The organism is Kitasatospora sp. NPDC059817, assembly GCF_042731835.1.
Taxonomy (GTDB): domain Bacteria; phylum Actinomycetota; class Actinomycetes; order Streptomycetales; family Streptomycetaceae; genus Kitasatospora.
Genome location: NZ_JBHWIR010000017.1, coordinates 31,296 through 48,574 on the forward strand (window position 1 = coordinate 31,296; position 17,279 = coordinate 48,574).

At 72.7% G+C, this 17,279-nt stretch carries 18 protein-coding genes; 9 read left to right on the forward strand and 9 right to left on the reverse strand.

Annotated features, from left to right (window positions below; all coding sequences use genetic code 11):
- Positions 1-37 precede the first annotated feature (37 nt).
- The gene (locus ACFV61_RS06345; RefSeq protein ID WP_063349922.1) at positions 38-781 is read left to right on the forward strand and encodes an aminoacyl-tRNA hydrolase; all 744 of its coding nucleotides are present in this window, start codon (positions 38-40) and stop codon (positions 779-781) included.
- A gap of 166 nt (positions 782-947) precedes the next feature.
- Here ACFV61_RS06345 and ACFV61_RS06350 read toward each other — a convergent pair whose 3' ends face one another.
- Together ACFV61_RS06350 and ACFV61_RS06355 are read right to left on the reverse strand one after the other, a co-directional pair.
- Positions 948-1,529, reverse strand: a complete 582-nt coding sequence (locus ACFV61_RS06350; RefSeq protein WP_380424565.1) for a DUF2269 domain-containing protein — start codon at positions 1,527-1,529, stop codon at positions 948-950.
- Positions 1,530-1,627: 98 nt separating this feature from the next.
- Complete coding sequence (locus tag ACFV61_RS06355; protein ID WP_380373124.1) at positions 1,628-2,401, reverse strand: SDR family NAD(P)-dependent oxidoreductase; 774 nt, start codon at positions 2,399-2,401, stop codon at positions 1,628-1,630.
- Between the two features lie 439 nt (positions 2,402-2,840).
- Here ACFV61_RS06355 and ACFV61_RS06360 point away from each other — a divergent pair, with 439 nt between their 5' ends.
- Genes ACFV61_RS06360 through ACFV61_RS06370 form a run of 3 tightly spaced genes read left to right on the forward strand, consistent with a single transcriptional unit; the run spans position 2,841 to position 5,454 of the window.
- Complete coding sequence (locus ACFV61_RS06360; RefSeq protein ID WP_380490398.1) at positions 2,841-3,581, forward strand: hypothetical protein; 741 nt, start codon at positions 2,841-2,843, stop codon at positions 3,579-3,581.
- A gap of 35 nt (positions 3,582-3,616) precedes the next feature.
- The gene (locus tag ACFV61_RS06365) at positions 3,617-4,795 is read left to right on the forward strand and encodes a sensor histidine kinase (protein WP_380490399.1); all 1,179 of its coding nucleotides are present in this window, start codon (positions 3,617-3,619) and stop codon (positions 4,793-4,795) included.
- Positions 4,792-5,454 (forward strand): response regulator transcription factor, encoded by a 663-nt coding sequence (locus ACFV61_RS06370; protein ID WP_363366990.1) that lies wholly within the window; start codon positions 4,792-4,794, stop codon positions 5,452-5,454. The genes ACFV61_RS06365 and ACFV61_RS06370 overlap by 4 nt, the downstream gene beginning before the upstream one ends.
- A 128-nt stretch (positions 5,455-5,582) precedes the next feature.
- Here the strand turns inward: ACFV61_RS06370 and ACFV61_RS06375 are convergent, their stop codons facing one another.
- From ACFV61_RS06375 to ACFV61_RS06385, 3 genes are read right to left on the reverse strand one after another with little or no spacing between them, the layout of a single operon-like run.
- Complete coding sequence (locus tag ACFV61_RS06375; protein WP_380490402.1) at positions 5,583-6,329, reverse strand: hypothetical protein; 747 nt, start codon at positions 6,327-6,329, stop codon at positions 5,583-5,585.
- A 23-nt stretch (positions 6,330-6,352) separates the two neighbouring features.
- Positions 6,353-7,108: a hypothetical protein gene (locus tag ACFV61_RS06380; protein ID WP_380490404.1), complete on the reverse strand. Its 756-nt coding sequence runs from the start codon at positions 7,106-7,108 to the stop codon at positions 6,353-6,355.
- Complete coding sequence (locus ACFV61_RS06385) at positions 7,105-8,043, reverse strand: ABC transporter ATP-binding protein (RefSeq protein WP_380490406.1); 939 nt, start codon at positions 8,041-8,043, stop codon at positions 7,105-7,107. Before ACFV61_RS06385 ends, ACFV61_RS06380 begins: the two co-directional genes overlap by 4 nt.
- 179 nt (positions 8,044-8,222) lie before the next feature.
- Between ACFV61_RS06385 and ACFV61_RS06390 the strand changes: the two genes are divergently transcribed.
- Together ACFV61_RS06390 and ACFV61_RS06395 are read left to right on the forward strand one after the other, a co-directional pair.
- Positions 8,223-9,434, forward strand: coding sequence for a sensor histidine kinase (locus ACFV61_RS06390; protein WP_380490408.1), 1,212 nt, complete (start codon positions 8,223-8,225; stop codon positions 9,432-9,434).
- Between the two features lie 44 nt (positions 9,435-9,478).
- On the forward strand, positions 9,479-10,138 hold the full coding sequence (locus tag ACFV61_RS06395; RefSeq protein WP_380490440.1) for a response regulator: 660 nt from the start codon (positions 9,479-9,481) through the stop codon (positions 10,136-10,138).
- Between the two features lie 94 nt (positions 10,139-10,232).
- On the opposite strand, the gene ACFV61_RS06400 is transcribed toward ACFV61_RS06395, so the two are convergent.
- The 3 genes from ACFV61_RS06400 to modA form a co-directional block, all read right to left on the reverse strand.
- Positions 10,233-11,363: an ABC transporter ATP-binding protein gene (locus ACFV61_RS06400; RefSeq protein WP_380490410.1), complete on the reverse strand. Its 1,131-nt coding sequence runs from the start codon at positions 11,361-11,363 to the stop codon at positions 10,233-10,235.
- 64 nt (positions 11,364-11,427) lie between these two features.
- Positions 11,428-12,249, reverse strand: a complete 822-nt coding sequence (locus ACFV61_RS06405) for an ABC transporter permease (RefSeq protein ID WP_380337236.1) — start codon at positions 12,247-12,249, stop codon at positions 11,428-11,430.
- Positions 12,250-12,320: 71 nt separating this feature from the next.
- Entirely contained in the window at positions 12,321-13,175 is an 855-nt protein-coding gene (gene modA / locus ACFV61_RS06410) for a molybdate ABC transporter substrate-binding protein (RefSeq protein WP_380490412.1), read from the reverse strand.
- A 151-nt stretch (positions 13,176-13,326) separates the two neighbouring features.
- On the opposite strand from modA, the gene ACFV61_RS06415 reads away from it, so the two are divergent.
- Together ACFV61_RS06415 and ACFV61_RS06420 are read left to right on the forward strand one after the other, a co-directional pair.
- Complete coding sequence (locus ACFV61_RS06415; protein ID WP_380490414.1) at positions 13,327-14,196, forward strand: RNA ligase (ATP); 870 nt, start codon at positions 13,327-13,329, stop codon at positions 14,194-14,196.
- Positions 14,197-14,329: 133 nt separating this feature from the next.
- Positions 14,330-15,721, forward strand: coding sequence for a cytochrome P450 (locus ACFV61_RS06420; RefSeq protein ID WP_380490416.1), 1,392 nt, complete (start codon positions 14,330-14,332; stop codon positions 15,719-15,721).
- 194 nt (positions 15,722-15,915) lie between these two features.
- Here ACFV61_RS06420 and ACFV61_RS06425 read toward each other — a convergent pair whose 3' ends face one another.
- Positions 15,916-16,296: a hypothetical protein gene (locus ACFV61_RS06425; protein WP_380490418.1), complete on the reverse strand. Its 381-nt coding sequence runs from the start codon at positions 16,294-16,296 to the stop codon at positions 15,916-15,918.
- Positions 16,297-16,467: 171 nt separating this feature from the next.
- Between ACFV61_RS06425 and ACFV61_RS06430 the strand changes: the two genes are divergently transcribed.
- On the forward strand, positions 16,468-17,256 hold the full coding sequence (locus ACFV61_RS06430) for an RNA polymerase sigma factor (protein ID WP_380490420.1): 789 nt from the start codon (positions 16,468-16,470) through the stop codon (positions 17,254-17,256).
- The last annotated feature ends 23 nt before the right edge of the window (positions 17,257-17,279 follow it).

The following is a 17,279-nucleotide window of genomic DNA, read 5'->3' on the forward strand; positions in this document are numbered from 1 at the left end:
GTGATCACCGGGGTGGCGGGGCTGGCATGCTGGACGGGTGACTTCTCCGTTCGACACCCCTGCTCCCGCTCCCGCTTCCGACGACTCCCCGGCCCCGGCGGACCGTGACGCGCGGCCGCAGTACGTGCTGCCGCTGCTCGTCCGGCTGGAGAAGGCCACGCCGCCCGGGCGGACCGACGCGCTGGAGACCTCGGCCCGGGCGGTGCTCACCCTGCTGTCCGACTCGCGGGTGACCGACGCGGACGGCGAGTGGGCGGAGCGGGTCGAGGCCTGGGAGGACGCCCGGATCCGCAAGGTGGTCCGGCGGGCCCGGGGCGGGGAGTGGCGCCGGGCGGGCGAACTGCCGGGGATCACGGTGAGCGGACGGGAGGCCGAGGTGCGGGTGTTCCCGCCGGTGCCGTTGGACGGTTGGCCGAAGGACCTCGCCAAGCTCCAGGTCTCCGGGACGGACCTGGAGGAGACCGCCGAGGTCGGCGCCCCTGAGCCCGGGTTGCCGGTGCTGTGGCTCAACCCGGAGCTGGAGATGAGCGCGGGCAAGACGATGGCGCAGACCGGCCACGCCGCCCAGCTGGCCTGGTGGCGGCTGGACGAGGCGCAGCGCAAGGAGTGGGCCGAGGCCGGATTCGCGCTCGCGGTGCGGACGGCCCCGGCGGAGACGTGGGAGGCGCTGGTCGCCAGCGGTCTGCCGCTGGTCCGCGACGCGGGCTTCACCGAGATCGCGCCGGGTAGCTGCACGGTGATCGCGGACCACCCGGCATTGCGGGGGACTGCTGAGGTCTGAGGTCTGACGTCCGGGAGTCGACAGCTGGCGTCTGGCGTTTGACGGCAGACGGATAACAGCGAACAGCTGACAGATTTCGAAATCTGTCAGCTGTTCGCTTGGAGCGGCGCGTTCGCGCGGCATGGCTTTCTACCGCGGTATCCAGCGAGCTCGGCCCTGGCTTGGCTCACCCGCCACTGGGCCGTGACCGGGCATGGCGGCGTCCCGACGGTTTGGCGACGGAGAGCACGACGTTGGCGACGTACACCGACAGCGCGACGATCGGGATGATCACCAGGTTGTAGCGGGTGAATCCGAGGTGCATGTCCGCGATGGTGCCGGTGGGGTGCTGGTCCATCAGGTGGGCCGCTTCGTGCAGCCGGGCGGTGAGTTCGAAGATCGAGGCGGCGGTGGCGGCCAGGGTGAGCCAGAACTTGACGGCAACCCAGCGGTACCTGAACAGGCGCCAGGGGGTTCCGAGTGCGAGGAGCAGGCCGGTCAGCAGGGAGAGCAGGCTCAGCGGGAGGACCAGCGCGTCGCCGAGGAGCGGCATCGTCCGGTAGGCGCTGCGCAGGGTCTCCGCGCTGTCCGTCAGCAGCCCTGTCGCGCCGAGTGTGAGCAGGCAGAGCATCAGGCCCAGCCAGCTGATCGAGCTGATGATGTGCACGACCACCGCGCTCTTGCGGGCAGTCGGTGAGAGGCGGAAGTTCTTGGGCTGCCGGGTGCCCTGATGGGGCGTTGCCACGGAGGACGCGGCGGGGGTGGTCATACGGGGTCCTTCGGGAGGCGACGGGGGAGGGGGCCTGCGTCAGGCTCTCGTGGCGAGCGCCGTGGTCGCCGGCCTGCGGCTGCGGCCGGCCACCGGCGTCAGAGCATGATGCGCCCGCCGGCCACGTCGATCGTCTGGCCGGTCAGCCAGGACGACGACTCGGACGCGAGGAAGAGCGCGGCGTGAGCGACATCGGCGGGCACTCCTGCGCGGCCCAGCGGGAACTGCCTGACGATCAGCGGGAGCTTTTCGGCGGGTATGCGCCCCTGCTGGCTCTCCGTCATGATGAGGGACGGAGCGAGGCAGTTGACCCGCACGCCGTGCCGGCCCACCTCCTGTGCGACCTGGCGGGTGAACATCAGCACGCCTGCCTTGGCCGCCGCGTAGGAGGCGGCGGCACCGCCGGGAAGCCGCCCGGCGGTGGACGCCATGGTGATGATCGAACCGCCGCCGCGCTCGATCATGCCGGGCAGGAAGGTCTGTACGGCCAGGAAGGTGGTGGTCAGGTTCAGGTCGACCACCGAGTGCCAGTGCTCCAGGCTCATCTGCTCGATCGGCACCGGGTCGCCGCCTCCGCCGACGAACGCGCAGAGCACTTCGATCGGACCGACGGACTGCTCTGCCTGTGCACGCAGCCGTACGAGGTCGGCGGGATCGGTGCAGTCGGCAGTCATCGCGACCGCCGTTCCGCCTGCCGCGCGGATCTCGCCGACCGTCCGGTCGACGGCACTCCGGTCGCGGCCGACGACGGCTGCCTTGACACCGTTGGCGGACAGGGCTTTTGCCGTCTCGGCTCCGATGCCCCGGGATCCTCCGGTGACGAGGGCGGCCTTACCCGCGAGATCGGGATAGGTGGGCAGTGGCGTGGTCATCAGTGTGGCTCCGTGGATTCTCGATTGACGGTCAGTCAGTCGGCTGGCGGGCGGCGTGGCGCCGCCCGTGCCGACCCCAGAAATCCTCGTTGCCGCGCCCGCACGCCGTCGTCGCCCGAGCGGCGACCGTCGGGATACTCCCGCTGTCGTAGCGTTGCGTTTTGGTGGTACGACGCTGGGCGGAGGCTGAAGTGCCGGGCTCAGACCAGTTGCTGACACAGAACAAGGACAGTGCTCTCCCGGCGGCCGAGCCCTTGGCGCGACCCGCGGCTGAAGCACCAGGCCCGTGTGAGGGCGGCCGGTGATCCGGTACCTGCGCGGGCGTACGGCGGAAGCCTTCCTCCGGAGGACGCCCCGGCGCGGCCGGTGCGGTGAACTGAACCGCGCCGGACGTGGGCCTTCCAACCGGCGCCCGTCCCTTGCCTGGAGGCTGTCGACCTTGTCGTCCTTCACCTCGCCCCGTCGGTCGTCCGCGGGAGTGCTCAGCGGCATCCTGTACGTGCTCCTCTTCGTGGCCGGCCTCGTCATCAGCGGCATCACCGCGCCCTCCGGGCCGTTCGCCACCCCGTACTCCAGCGACGACGTGGTGCGCAAGTACCTGCTCGCCGATCCGGCGGCGCTGCACCGCTCGCTTCAGGTGGGAGCCCTGTTCCAACTGCTCTCGGCGCTGGCGCTGCTGGCGTTCGTCCCCTGGCTCACAGAGTTCGTGGGCCGCCACGGCACCCCGGTGCGGGCGGGTGTGGTCCGGGCGGCGGGCGGTGCGTCCGGGGTCCTGCTGGTGCTGTCCGCGAGCGTGGGTTGGGTCCTGTCGCTGCTGGGCACCGCCGCGGACCTGCCGGTGTCCCGCGCCCTCATGGACCTCGCCTTCATCACCGGCGCTGCGCCCGCGATCGGCACGCTCGGCGTGGTCCTGTGGCAGGTGTCGCGCACCGCGCTGATGAGCCGGGCGCTGCCCGCCTGGGTGGCCTGGTCCGGACTGGCCCTGTCCGCCGCGAGCATGTTGTCCCTGCTCTCGCTGGTCGCCGAGCCGGCCACGCTGCTGATCCCGGTCGGACGTTACGTCGGCTTCCTCTGGTTCGTCGCGGTGAGCCTGACGCTGTGGCGTCGGGACGGCGGCACCCCCTCCACGGGCCGGTCGGGTACTACGGTGGGAGTAGCTGCACCCGCACCCGCGAGCTGATGCCCGGGTGTGGCGCGCCGAACTAGCCTTCCGGCATGAACGAGTTACGCCCGTCGTGGAAGCCGCCGTGGAACCGATCCGGCCGGGCGGGCCTGCCCGTGCTCTCGTCGCTGGCCGTCGCCTGCTTCCAAGTGGCGGGCACGGTCGGCGCAGGACAGCGGCAGCCCGACCGCGTCCAGCTCGACGCCCTCGGCTACGTGCTGCTCCTGCTCGGCCCCGCCGCGCTGCTGCTGCGCCGCCGCCACCCGGCGGCGGTCATGGCCGGCACCACAGCGGTCACCATCGGCTACCTGTTCGCCGGGTACCCGTACGGCCCGGTCTTCGTCAGCCTTGGTGTGGCGTTCTTCGTCGTGGTCCAGTGCGGGCAACGGCGGGCGGCCTGGGCCTGCGGCGGCGCCTTCTACGTCGGTCAGCTGCTGATGAGCTACGCGATTCCGTACGACTGGCTGCGGGCCAAGAGCTGGCAGGCCAACGCCTGGCAGGAGTTGGGCGTCGCGGCGGTGCTGCTGCTCATCGCGACCGGTGCGGAACTGGCCCGGGTCCGTCGCGAGCAGTTCGCCGCCGCCGGAGCCGCCGCGGAGGAGGCACAGCGGCGCCGCGTCGACGAGGAGCGGCTGCGGATGGCCCGCGAGCTGCACGACATCCTGGCGCACAGCATCTCGTTGATCCACGTCCAGGCCGGGGTCGCGCTCGAACTCATCGACACCCGCCCGGAACAGGCCAGAAGCGCCCTGGCGACGATCAAGGCCGCCAGCAAGGAGGCCCTGGGCGAGGTCCGGCAGGTCCTCGGCACGCTGCGCGGACCGGGGGCCACCGCGCCGCGCACCCCCGCCCCCGGCCTGGACCGGCTGGACGAACTGGTCGACCAGGCCGGCCGGGCAGGCCTGACCGTCAGCGTCCGTTCCGAGGGCATCCCCGGGGAGGCGCCGACCGCCGTCCAGCGGGCCGCCTTCCGGATCGTCCAGGAAGCCCTGACCAATGTGATCCGCCACTCCGCGGCCCGGACGGCCACCGTGCTGCTCTCCCGGACGGCCGACGGCCTCACCGTGCAGATCGACGACCCGGGCCCGGTGGGCGGCGGCGACGCGGGCGGCTCGGGAGCCGGACTGATCGGGATGCGGGAGCGGGTCGCCACCTTCGGGGGCACCCTGGAGGCGGGCCCGTGCGACGCGGGCTTCCGAGTCCGGGCCCGCCTGACGAGAGGTGACTGGTGATCAGGGTGCTGCTGGTGGATGACCAGATGCTGGTCCGGGCCGGGTTCCGGGCGTTGCTCGACGCCCAGCCCGACGTCGAGGTGGTCGGCGAGGCCGGCGACGGCGAGCAGGCCCTGTGCCTCGCCGTCGAGCTGCGTCCCGACGTGGTGCTGATGGACATCCGGATGCCCCGCCTCGATGGTCTGGAGGCCACCCGGCGGATCGGGGCCGACCCGGAGCTCGGCGGGGTGCGGGTGGTCGTACTGACCACCTTCGAGCTCGACGAGTACGTCTTCGAGGCGTTGCGGTCCGGCGCGGCAGGGTTCCTCGTCAAGGACGCTGAGCCGGCCGAACTGCTCCGGGCGGTCCGGGTCGCTGCCGCAGGCGACGCGTTGCTCTCGCCGGGCGTCACCCGGCGCCTGATCGGAGAGTTCGCCGCCCGCTCGAAGGAGCCGCGGGCGGTCGGCCTTGAGATGCTCACCGAACGTGAACGCGAGGTGCTTGCCCTGGTCGGGCTCGGGCTCTCCAACGAGGACATCGCCCGCCGCCTGGTGGTCAGCCCGCTGACCGCCAAGACGCATGTCAGCCGCGCCATGGTCAAGCTCGGCGCCCGCGACCGCGCCCAACTGGTCGTCCTCGCCTACGAATCCGGCCTGGTCCGCCCCGGCTGGCTCGGGTGACGGATGACAGATGACAGCGAACAGATAACAGATAACAGAGTTCGAAATCTGTTATCTGTTCGCTGTTACTTGTTTGCTGTCATCTGTTTGTTGTCATCGGTTACCGGCCCGCCGCCCGCCGTCGGGCGTTACTCGCCGGAAGCCTGGTGTCGTCGGATCGCCCGCAGCCCGCCGTAGGCGGCAGCAGCCGTCCAGAGGGCCATGATCAGCAGGCCGGTCCAGTGGCCGTAGTGGATGCCGGCCTCGGTCCGGGTGTGCGTCGCGTACAGGCCGGCCCGGTCGGGCAGGAACTGGCCAGCCTCGCGGACGCCGGGGATGGCCGCCAGCCAGGTGGTGCCGAGGAACACCATCGGGCCGAGCAGGCCGAGCGCGGCGCTGAAGTTGCCCAGCATCGTGGTCAGTCCGAGGCAGAGCAGTACCAGCAGCGGGTGGTAGAGCACGCCGGCCACGAAGCTGCGGGCCAGGCCGGGGGTCGACCAGTCCAGTCCGACGGTGGCGTCGACGGCCAGGAACGAGCCCGCCGTCGACGCCAGCCCGAGCAGCAGGCCCAGCCCGGCGCCGAGCGTGAGCTTGGCGCCGTACAGCCGCGCGCGCCGGGGGGCGGCGATGAACGAGGTGCTGATCATGCGGGTGTTGAACTCCTGCCCGATCAGCAGGATCCCGAGGCAGGCCACGGCCACGTGCCCGAAGAGCAGCCCGTAGTAGATCCCGTTGGCCGGGTCCGTGTCGGGGGCCACGGTCTTGGGGTCGGAGGCGGCGCTGACGGCCGCGGTGACCCCGACGGTCAGGAGCAGGGCGACCAGCGGGGCGGCCCACTGGGAGGGCAGGGTGGTGAACTTGATCCGTTCGGCGCGCAGGGCGTGGGCCGCGCTCATTGTCATCTTCCCTTCGTTCGTGGTCACTTGGCGCGCCGCAGGGCGAGCAGGCCGCCGTAGGCCGCGGCGCCGGCCCACAGGGCCATGATCAGCAGTCCGGTCCAGTGCCCGTACGAGACCTGCGGGTCGTCGGCGTAGTGCAGTGCGTACTGGCCGGCCCGGTCGGGCAGGAACTGGGCCACCTGCCGCACCCCGGCCACGCCGCCGAGCAGCGGCGAGAGCAGGAAGACGACCGGTACCAGCAGTCCCATGGCGGCGGTGAGGTTGCCGAGCAGCGCGGTCGCTCCGAGGCAGAACACCACCAGCAGCACCGGGTAGAGCACGCCGGCGGTGGCGCTGCGGACGAAGGCGGGGCCGTCCCAGTCGCCGGGGACGGTGGCCGCGTACCCGGCGAAGGCGCCCGCCGTGCCCGCCGCGCCGACGCCGAGGCCGACCAGTGCGCCGAGCGTGAGCTTGGCGCCGTACAGCCGTCCGCGCCGGGGGACGGCGGTCAGCGAGACGTCGATCATGCGGGTGTTGAACTCCTGGCCGATCAGCAGGACCGCGAAGCAGACCAGCGCGGCCTGGCCGAAGTTGAGCCCGTAGAAGACGCCCACGCCGGGGTCGTCGGTGAGATTGTGCTCCGAGCCGCCGAGGGCCGCACCGATGGCCGTGGTGGTGCCCACGGTGAGCGCGAAGGCGAGCAGCGGGGTGATCCAGAGCGAGTGGAGCGTGGTGAGCTTGATCCGTTCGGCGTTGAAGGCGCACAGGTGGTGCCGGAGGGTCGAGCCGGGGTTCATGCGGTGGCCTCGGCGCGGTACTCGACGCTGTCGGCGGTCATCCGCATGAACGCCTCCTCCAGCGAGTCCTGTTGGACCGCGATCTCGTACAGGACCACGCCGTGTGCGGCGGCGAGCGCGGCGATCTGCTCGGGTTCGGCGCCGGTCACCTCCCAGGCGCCGTCGTCGGCCTCGGTCGCGGTGAGGTTGCCGGCGGCGTCCGACTGCTGGAGCAGGTCGCCGCCGAACAGGGCGGCGAGTTTGGCCGAGTTGACGGCCCGGACGCGGATCCTGGTCCGGCCGTGCTGGTCGATGAACTCGGCGGTGGCGGCGTCCGCGAGCAGGCGGCCACGGCCGATGACCACCAAGTGGTCGGCGGTGAGCGCCATTTCGGTCATCAGGTGGGACGACACCAGCACCGACCTGCCCTCGGCGGCCAGTTCGCGCAACAGGGTGCGGATCCAGCGGATGCCCTCCGGGTCGAGACCGTTGACCGGTTCGTCCAGCAGCAGCACCGGCGGGTCGCCGAGCAGCGCGGCGGCCACCCCGAGGCGCTGGCGCATGCCGAGGGAGAAGCCGCGGATCCGCCGTCCGGCGGCGTCCGTCAGGCCGACCTGGGCGAGCACCTCGTCCACCCGGCGCGGCGCCAGGCCGTTGCTCGCCGCGAGCCAGCGCAGGTGGCCGGCGGCGGTGCGGCCGCCGTGCAGGGCGTGGGCGTCCAGCAGGGCGCCCACCTGCCGCAGCGGCTGGGCGAGTTCGGCGTACCGGTGGCCGCCGACCAGGGCGCTTCCGGCGGTGGGGCGGTCCAGGCCGAGGATCAGGCGCATGGTGGTGCTCTTACCGGCGCCGTTCGGGCCGAGGAAGCCCGTCACCAGGCCGGGCCGGACCTCGAAGGACAGGTCGTCGACGACGCGCCGACCGTCGTACTCCTTGGTGAGGCCCTGGATCTCGATCACGGCCGCGCTCCCCTCTCGGTGCTCCGGTGCCGGGTCGTCCGGCTGGTGGTCACATTCGACCGGAGGGGGCCGTACCGGCGGATCCCGCCGGGGTCGGGAGCCGTCTCCCTCCCGGGAGGGAGACGGCGGCAGGCTCGCGGGGGAGCCAGGGCCGGCCGCTGAGCTGGCAGGATGGTGGAATGCCCAGGATCCTCGCGCCGCTGCTGGCCGGCGCCACGTACGCGCGCCTGCTGCACCTGCTGGTCGGGTGGATCTTCGCGGGCGTCATCCTGATGATCTACCCGGGGACGTACCACAAGGGCCTTGGCGAGATCGTGGTCGCGAGCGCCGCGGTGGACGTCACCCTGCTCGCCCTGGTCGCCCTCGTCCCCGCGACGCGGCGCGCCGAGGGGGTGCAGGCGCGGTTGCTGCTGCTGCCCGACCGTGAGGAGGACATCGCCGCCGAGTCCTCCGGCACCTGGGCGGACCGGCGGCGCACCGCCGGCTGGCTGATCGGGCGGGTCGTGCTCGGCTCGGTGGTGGGGTTCGCGACGGCCTTCGGCCTCACCAGCGGCTACGACCTGCTGACCGGACCGGACTCGTTCTGGTACCTCCCGCTCGCCCCGGTGCTGGTGGTCGGCTACGGCTGGCTGGTGGTGTCCGCCGGTCGCCTCCAACTCGCCATGGCCGTAAGGCTGCTGGGTCCTTCCCCGGCGGAGCGGCTAGCGGAGGCGGAGCTGCGGGCCGAACGGCTTCTGGAACGCAACAGGTTGGCCCGCGAGCTGCACGATTCCATCGGCCACGCACTTACGGTGACGGTCATTCAGGCGGGTGCCGCACGGGAGGTCGGGGACCAGGTGTTCACCGCCAAGGCGCTCGAAGTCATCGAGGAGACCGGCCGCCGGGCCATGGAGGACCTCGAACGCACCCTCGTCCTGCTCCGCGAGACGCCGGAGGGCGCGGCCGGCAGCGGAACGGCCACCGAACAGCCCGGCGTCGACCAGCTGCCCGCACTGTTCGACACCGCCCGGTCGGCCGGGAGCCCGGTCGAGGCGCGGATCGAGGTGTCGGCGGGGGCGCTGCCCGGGGTGCTCTCCCGCGAGTCCTACCGGATCGTCCAGGAGGGCGTCACCAACGCGCTCAAGTACGCGCCCGGCGAGCCGGTCAGCGTCCGGATCGCCGTTCAGGGAGGGCAGTTGGAGCTGCGCTGCGCCAATCGCTCGGCGGTCGGCGGAGCCCCGGCGCGCCTGGCGGGCGGTGCGGCGGGCAAGGGCGGCAAGGGCGGCAAGGGGCTGCGCGGCATCCGGGAACGCGCCACGCTGCTCGGCGGGGAGGCCACCGCCGGGGTGTCGGGCGACGGGGGCGGGGAGTGGGTGCTCGCCGTCCGGCTGCCCCTACGCTTGGGCTCGTGACGAACGATCCTGTGGGCGCCGGACCGGTGAGGGGCGCCGCCGGGATGATCGACATCCTGCTCGCCGACGACGAGGAACTGGTCCGGGCCGGGATGCGGGCCGTCCTGGAGGCGCAGGGGGGCCTGCGGGTGGTCGGTGAGGCCGCCGACGGCGCCGACGCGGTGGCGCTGGCCCGCGCGCTGCGCCCGCACGTCGTCCTGATGGACGTCCGGATGCCGGTGCTGGACGGCCTGGCGGCGACCCGCGAGCTCCTGCGCCCCGGTGCGCCGGGGGAGCAGCCGCCGAAGATCCTGGTCGTCACCACCTTCGAGAACGACGACTACGTCTACCAGGCGCTGCGCGCGGGCGCCGACGGCTTCCTGCTGAAGCGCTCCCGGGCGGCCGAGATCGCGCACGCGGTACGGCTGGTGGCGGCGGGCGAGTCACTGCTGTTCCCGGCCACGATCCGCCGCCTCGCGGCCGGCCACGGCAATCCCGCCGCCCGCGCGACCATGGACCGGGCGGCGCTGACCGAGCGCGAGGCACAGGTGCTGCGGCTGGTCGCGCGCGGCCTCAGCAACGGGGAGATCGCCGAGCTGCTGTTCCTCGGCGTGCAGACGGTGAAGACCCACGTCAGCAGTGTGCTGGCAAAGCTCGGGGCGCGGGACCGCACCCAGGCGGTGATCGCCGCGTACGAGTCGGGCTTCGTCGAGCCGTCGGAGTAGCGCACAGCGCGGCGGGCAGGAGTGGCGTACCGGGCCTGAGCGGCGTAGCGGGCAGGAGCTCGGCGGGGACGCGGGCGGCCCGGCGCTGTCGGGGTCAGGCCGGGTAGGCGTGGGTCTGGGTGGCCTTGACGGAGGCCCAGACCTCGGATCCGGGCGCCAGCCCCAGCTCGGCGACGGCGGCCGGGGTGAGGTCGGCGGCCATCGGCAGTTCGCCCGCGAGGTCGGCGCGTACCTGGTCGCCGTGCAGGTCCAGGCCGGTGACCTCGGCCTTCCACACGTTGCGCGCGCTGGACTGGGGCCGTTCGCGGTGCAGGGTCACGGCGGACGGCGGGAAGGCGACGAAGGCCGGGCCGGACAGCTCCTCGGTGGTGGCCAGGACCGTGCCGGCCGTGAGCGTGACCTGGTGGCCCTCGGCCACGCCCTGGTACAGGTTCAGTCCGACCAGGCGCGCGATGTAGTCGGTGCGCGGCCGCCGGGCGACCTCCGCCGGGCTGCCGGACTGCACCTCGTGCCCTCCCTCGATCACCACCAGCCGGTCGGCGAGCACCATCGCGTCCAGCGGGTCGTGCGTCACCAGCACCGCCACGGCCTCGAACTCGGCAAGATGGCGCCGCAGTTGGGCGCGCACGTCGAGCCGGGTGCGGGCGTCCAGGGCGGCCAGTGGCTCGTCCAGCAGCAGCAGCCGGGGGCGGACGGCCAGCGCCCGGGCCAGCGCCACCCGCTGGGCCTGGCCGCCGGAGAGGCTGCCGGGGCGTACGGAGGCGTGGTCGGCCAGGCCCATCCGCTCCAGCCAGCCGGCCGCCTCGGCCCGGGCGGCACGCTTGGGGCGGCCCTGGCAGCGCGGGCCGAAGGCGACGTTGTCGAGCGCGCTGAGGTGCGGGAAGAGCAGGTAGTCCTGGAACACCACGCCGACGGGACGTTCCTCGGCGGGGGTGTGCACGCGCTGCCCGGGCTCCTCCAACAGACGTCCGTCCAGGCGCAGGTGGCCGCCGGTGAGCGGGAGCAGCCCGGCGAGGGCGCGCAGGGCGGTGGACTTGCCGGCGCCGTTCGGGCCGAGCAGCGCGACCACCTCGCCGGGGGCGGCGGTGAGGGCGAGGTCGAGGGTGAACGCGGCGCGCTCCACCCGCAGCCGGGCGTCGAGGGCGGGTGCAGGCGCAGCCGCGGCGGTGGCGGTGGGGGCAGCGGGGTCAGCGGGGTCAGCGGGGTCGGTCGAGGAGGTGCTCATCGGGGCGGCGTCCAGGGGGTCGGGGCAGCGGTGGCCGGGTTCCGGCCCGGGGCTCGCAGGGCCGTCACGGGGTCGACATCCAGCGGTCGCGCAGGCCGACCAGGACCGCGACGGAGACCACCAGCAGGACCAGCGACAGCGCGATCGCCGCCTCGGGGTCCGATTCCATGGCGAGGTAGACGGCCAGTGGCATGGTCTGGGTGCGGCCCGGGAAGTTGCCCGCGAAGGTGATCGTGGCGCCGAACTCGCCGAGCGCCCGGGCCCAGGCGAGGACCGCCCCGGCGGCGATCCCCGGGGCGATCAGCGGCAGGGTCACCCGGCGGAACGCCGTCAGCCGGGAGGCGCCCAAGGTCGCGGCCGCCTCCTCGTAGCGGGGGTCGGCGGCGCGCAGCGCGCCCTCCACGCTGATCACCAGGAACGGCATCGCCACGAACGCCTCGGCGATCACCACCCCGGTCGTGGTGAACGGCAGCGTGATGCCGAAGGCCGAGTCCAGCCAGGAACCGACGATGCCGCGCCGCCCGAGGACCAGCAGCAGTGCCACGCCGCCGACCACCGGCGGCAGCACCAGCGGCAGGGTGACCAGGGCCCGGATCACCCGTCGGCCCGGCAGTTCGGTGCGGGCGAGCAGCCAGGCCAGTGGGACGCCGAGGACCAGCGAGACCGCCGTGGCCGCCGTCGCGCAGATCAGCGACAGGCGCAGGGCGTCCCAGACGGCGGCGCTGGTGAGCTGCTCGGACAGGCCGCTCCAAGGAGCCCGGACGAGCAGGCCGACCAGCGGCAGGATCAGGAACGCCAGCCCGAGTAGCGCCGGGAGCAGCAGCGTGACGGGGACGCGGTGGGTGCGCCGGCGCCGGCGTGGCAGGGCTTTCGCCGTTGCTGCCATGCCGGGCCCGGTGTCGGCGGTGCGTTCGGTGGTGCGCCCGGTGTCGCTGGTGCGCTTTGTGGTGCGGTCGCTCACGGCGCCTGGAAGCCCGCCGCGGTGAGCACCTGCTTGGCCTCGGGCGACTGGATGTACGCGACGAAGGCGGCGGCGCCGTCCTTGTTCGGGGCCTTGGCCAGGGCGGCGATCGGGTAGTCGTTCACGGCCTTGTCGGCCTCGGGGAAGTCCACGCTGTCGATCTTCCCGGCATCCGCCTTCACGTCGGTCTTGTACACGAGCGAGGCGTCGACCTCGCCGAGCTCGACCTTGGTCAGCGCGCCCTTGACGTCCTGCTCCAGGGTGACCGGGGTGAGGTTGACGTTGGCGGCCTTGAGCGCGGTCAGGGCGGCGGCGCCGCACGGCACCTCCTTTGCGCACAGCGCGACCTTCACGCCGGAGGCGGTGAGGTCGTTCAGGCCCGCGACGTGCTTGGGGTTGCCCTTGGGCACGGCGATGGTGAGCGTGTTCTTGACGAAGGTCTTCGGGTCGCCGCTCGCGCCGCCCGCGTCGGTCACGGTCTTCATGGTGGCCGGACTGGCGGCGGCGAACACGTCCGCCGGGGCGCCGGAGTTGATGCTGGTGGCGAGGCTGGAGCTGCCGCCGAAGTTGAACTTGACCTTGGCACCCGGGTTCGCGGCCTCGAACTTCTTGCCGAGGTCGGTGAACGTCTCCTTGAGCGAGGCGGCGGCGAAGACGGTGATGTCGCCGGTGGCCTTCGGGACGCTGCCGCCACCGGCCGCCGACGAGGCCGAGGAACCCGCCGCCGAAGCGGGCGAGGAGCCGCCGGACTTGCCACCGCCGTCGCTGCCGCAGGCGGTGGCCCCGAGGCTGAGGACGAGGGCCGCCGCGGCGGCGACGGCGAGTCTGCGGGTGGTCGTACGGGTGCTCATCGGGGCTTCCCCTCCAGGGCTCGCGCCGGAAGGGGCGCGGGGTGAGGCCGCAGGTGCGGCCATTACGGTGATCATAGTGCCGCAAATGCGAGTGATAAGTCCTCTGTCGCTTCGCACAGGCGGGGTGTGGCGGGGGTCTCCGCCCGGCTGTGTGAAGGCTCAAACGTGTAGGGACGGCGCCGGGGCGGGAGTGCTGCGCGGTGAGCTGTCCCAGGGCATCGTCTGCCTGCCGACCGCGCTCGCCGGTACCGACCTGGCGGACGCCGCCGGGCGCGGCGAGGACTTCGCCGAGCTGCTCGGAGTCGTCAAGTGGCAGCCCCCGGTACCGACCTCCATGAACGGCGACGTGCTGAGCGCGCCCGACCTGCTGCCCTGGGTGGACATCGAGAACCTCAAGCGCTACCCCGACGTCTTCGAGCCTGGCGAGCCCGTGGTGCTGACCGAGAAGCTGCACGGCAGTTGCTGCCTGATGACGTACACCGCCGCCACCGGCGAGGTCCAGGTGTCGTCCAAGGGCATCGGGGCGCAGGGGCTCTCACTCGTCGAGGACGAGCGCAACCTGTACTGGCGGGCCGTGCGCGCGTATGACCTCCCCGCCGTGGCGGCCCGACTGGCCGAGCGGCTCGGCGCCGAGCGGGTCGGCGTCTTCGGCGAGGTCTTCGGGGCCGGTGTGCAGGACCTGACGTACGGCGCCTCCGGCCGTGCCGAACTGCCCGGCTATGCCGTGTTCGACGTATCGGCTTTGGTGGACGGGCAGCTGAGGTGGTACTCCGCCGCCGAACTGCTCGACGGCGAACTGCCGTTGGTGCCCGAACTGTGGCGCGGGCCGTTCGACCCGGAGACGGTACTGGCCTTCGCCCAGGGCGAGGAGACCGTCTCGGGGCGTGAACTCCACCTGCGCGAAGGCGTGGTGGTCCGGCCGGTGACGGAGCGCTGGAGCCCGGTGGTCGGCGGACGGGCGATCGCCAAGGTGGTCGGTGACGCCTACCTGACGCGCAAGGGCGGCACCGAGTACGAGTGATCCCCGCCCCGCTCCGTCGCGCCCTCCCGTGCGCTCCCGCACGCTTTCGTTTCTTCGCGCGCGCCTTCGCGCCTTCCGTGACTGATGATTCGTCAGTTACGTTGATGGGTCGCCTGTGGAGAATGGAGTGCCGATGACCACCGCCACCGCCCTCATCCCCGGGCCGGCCGGAAACCCCCTGGTCGGGTCGCTGTTCGATCTCACCCGCCGCCCGCTGCGCACCTACCTCGCCGCCCACCGCGACCACGGGGACGTGGTCCGGTTCCGGGTCGGGCCGCCCGGGCTGCGGGTCGAGTTCTACGGGGTGTTCTCCCCGGAGGGTGTCCAGCAGGTACTGGGTAGCGAGGCCGCCAACTTCCGCAAGGAGAACGCCTTCTACGACGAGCTGCGAAGCAGCGTCGGCAACGGACTGCTGACCAGCCAGGACGGCGACTACCAGCGCCAGCGCCGGCTGGTCCAGCCGCTGTTCACCCGCCGCCGGGTGGACGGCTACGCGGGCGCTGCCGCCCAGGAGGCGCGGGCACTCACCGAGCGGTGGAACGCGATCCCGGTCGGGGTCGGGGTCGTGGACGCGGCGGAGGAGATGTCCCGGTTCGCGCTGCGCGCCGTCGCCCGGATCCTGTTCGGCGCGGACGTCGAGGAGGCGGTGGCGGTGGTGGACCGCAGCTTCCCGGTGCTCGGTGAGTACGTCTGGGACCGGGGCTTCGCGGCGATTCGCATCCCGCGCACCTGGCCGACCCCCTCGAACCGGCGCGGTGCCGAGGCCCAGCGCGCCCTGTACGCGGTCTGCGACCGGATCATCGCCGAGCGGGCCGCGCGCGGCGACCTGGACGAGGGCGCGGACGACCTGCTCACACTGCTCGGGCGCGCCCGCGGCGAGGACGGGGAGCAACTCGACCCGGCCGAACTCCGGGACCAGGTGCTGGTGTTCCTGCTCGCCGGGCACGAGACCACGGCCACCTCGCTGGCCTTCGCGCTGCACCTGCTGGCCACGCACCCCGAGCAGCGCAAGCTCGCCCAGCAGGAGGCGGAGACCGTGCTGGCCGGCCGGGAGCCGACCGCGGCGGACCTGGAGTCGCTGCCGTACATCACCCGGGTGCTGAAGGAGTCGATGCGGCTCTACCCGGCGGCGGCCCTGGTCGGGCGGAGGGCGGTCGCCGAGACGGTCATCGACGGGTACGTGATCCCGGCGGGTGCCCAGGTAGTCGTCTCGCCGCTGGTCACCCACCGGCACCCGGAGCACTGGCCGGACCCGGAACGCTTCGACCCCGACCGCTTCCTGCCCGAACAGGAGAAGGAGCGGCACCGCTACGCCTGGTACCCGTTCGGCGGCGGTCCGCGGGCGTGCATCGGGCAGCACTTCGCGATGCTGGAATCGGTGCTGAGCCTGGGCGTGCTGCTGCGGGACTTCGAGATGGAGGCGGTGGACGAGCGGGTGGCGCTCGCCCAGGGCATCACGCTCCGCGCGGCGAGCCCGATGCGGATCCGGGTGACGGCGCGGGGAGCCGCGGGGCTCGCCGGGTAACGGCTGACAGCCTGCAGCGTTCAGATTTCAGCGGACAGATAACAGAAGATGAAATCTGTTATCTGTCATCTGTTTGTTGTCATCTGTTCGCCGCCTCTCCGGGCATGCGACCGGCCGGCGCCCGCCGGGGTACGGACATGCAGCGGGGGCGCCGCCCCGGCGGGACGGCGCCCCTCATCGGTTCTGTCGGTGCCTCAGCCCCGGCTCTGGAACACGATCTTGGTCCAGCTGGAGCCCGGGCAGTTGCCCCAGACGTCCCAGGCCTGGGATCGGGCGCCGATCCACAGGCCGGTGGTGCTCGTGCCGTTGGCGCAGTAGGTGATGGTGCGCAGCTCGCCCGAGTAGACGTTGCAGTAGCCCACCCAGCGCCACCCGTAGTCTGCGGTGATGACGCAGTGGTAGGAGGCGGCGGCCACCTCGGGCGAGGCCCCGATGGCGCCGGCGGTGATGGTCTGGTCGGCGGCGGCGGCGGTGGGCGCGGCGGCGGCGGGCAGGGCGGTGGTGCCGAGCACGCCGAGGGCGGCTGCGGCGGCCATCCCGAACGTGGCGATCTTCCTGGCGATGCGACCTCGCATGGCGGTTTCTCCTCGCTCAACGGTACAGATCGGGCGGTGCGTCCCCGGCCGTCCGGATCCACGGGGTGAGTGAATTCCGGCTTCCTGTCCGGCTGATGACGTATTGCGCACGAATGACTGCGGACAGTGAGACGACGGCCTATGATGTGACCTGTGTCACAGGCTTTTTCGATGGGTCGTGACCTGCCCAACTGGGCTTTCGGAGTGCCGATTTCCGGGGAGAGCGGCATGGCGGAATGCGACGGTCGGTGTGGCGGCGGACGCGGGAGCGGAGGCGGGAAGGACTTCGGTCCGAGGCCCGCCGATCGTCAATCGGCCGATTTCAACCGGGTGTTCACGGAAATGCTGCCGAGGCTCCACCGGGCGGCCGCTTCGCTCACCGGCGGGCTCGCCGCCGGGGACGTGGTGCATGACGCGTATCTGCGGATCGCCCGCAGGCCGGAGCGGTTCCTGAGCCATCCGCAGCCCTACGCCTACGTGTTCACCACGATGGCGAACATCCTGCGCGACCAGTGGCGCCGGGAGCGGCGGAGGGTCGTGCTGCCCGATCCGTCCGAGACGGCCGAGCGGGAGCGGGACCGGCCGCCGGTCGAGTCGCCGTCGGGCGGGATGGTCGAGCTGCAGGCGCGCTGGGAGGTGCTCCGGCTGCTGGGCTGCCTGACCTCGAAGCAGGCCCGGGTGGTGGTGCTGGTGGATCTCGACGGCTACACCGTCGACGAGGCCGCCGAGCTGCTGGGCCTGCATCGCAGCACGCTGGCCGTCACCCGTCGCCGCGCCCACGGGAAGCTGCGCGCCGTCCTCGCGCGGGAGCGGGAACATGAGCGGGAGGGCGAGCGGGGCGATCGGCCGGGGCCCGCCCCCGCAGAGGCGCCCGGCGCGGCGCCCGGCGTGGGGTCCGATGAGGGGCCCGGCGCAGGCCCTGGGGCGGCGCCCGAAGCGGCTCCCGACGCACCGAGCTGACGCTAAGTCAGCTGATGCGCCAC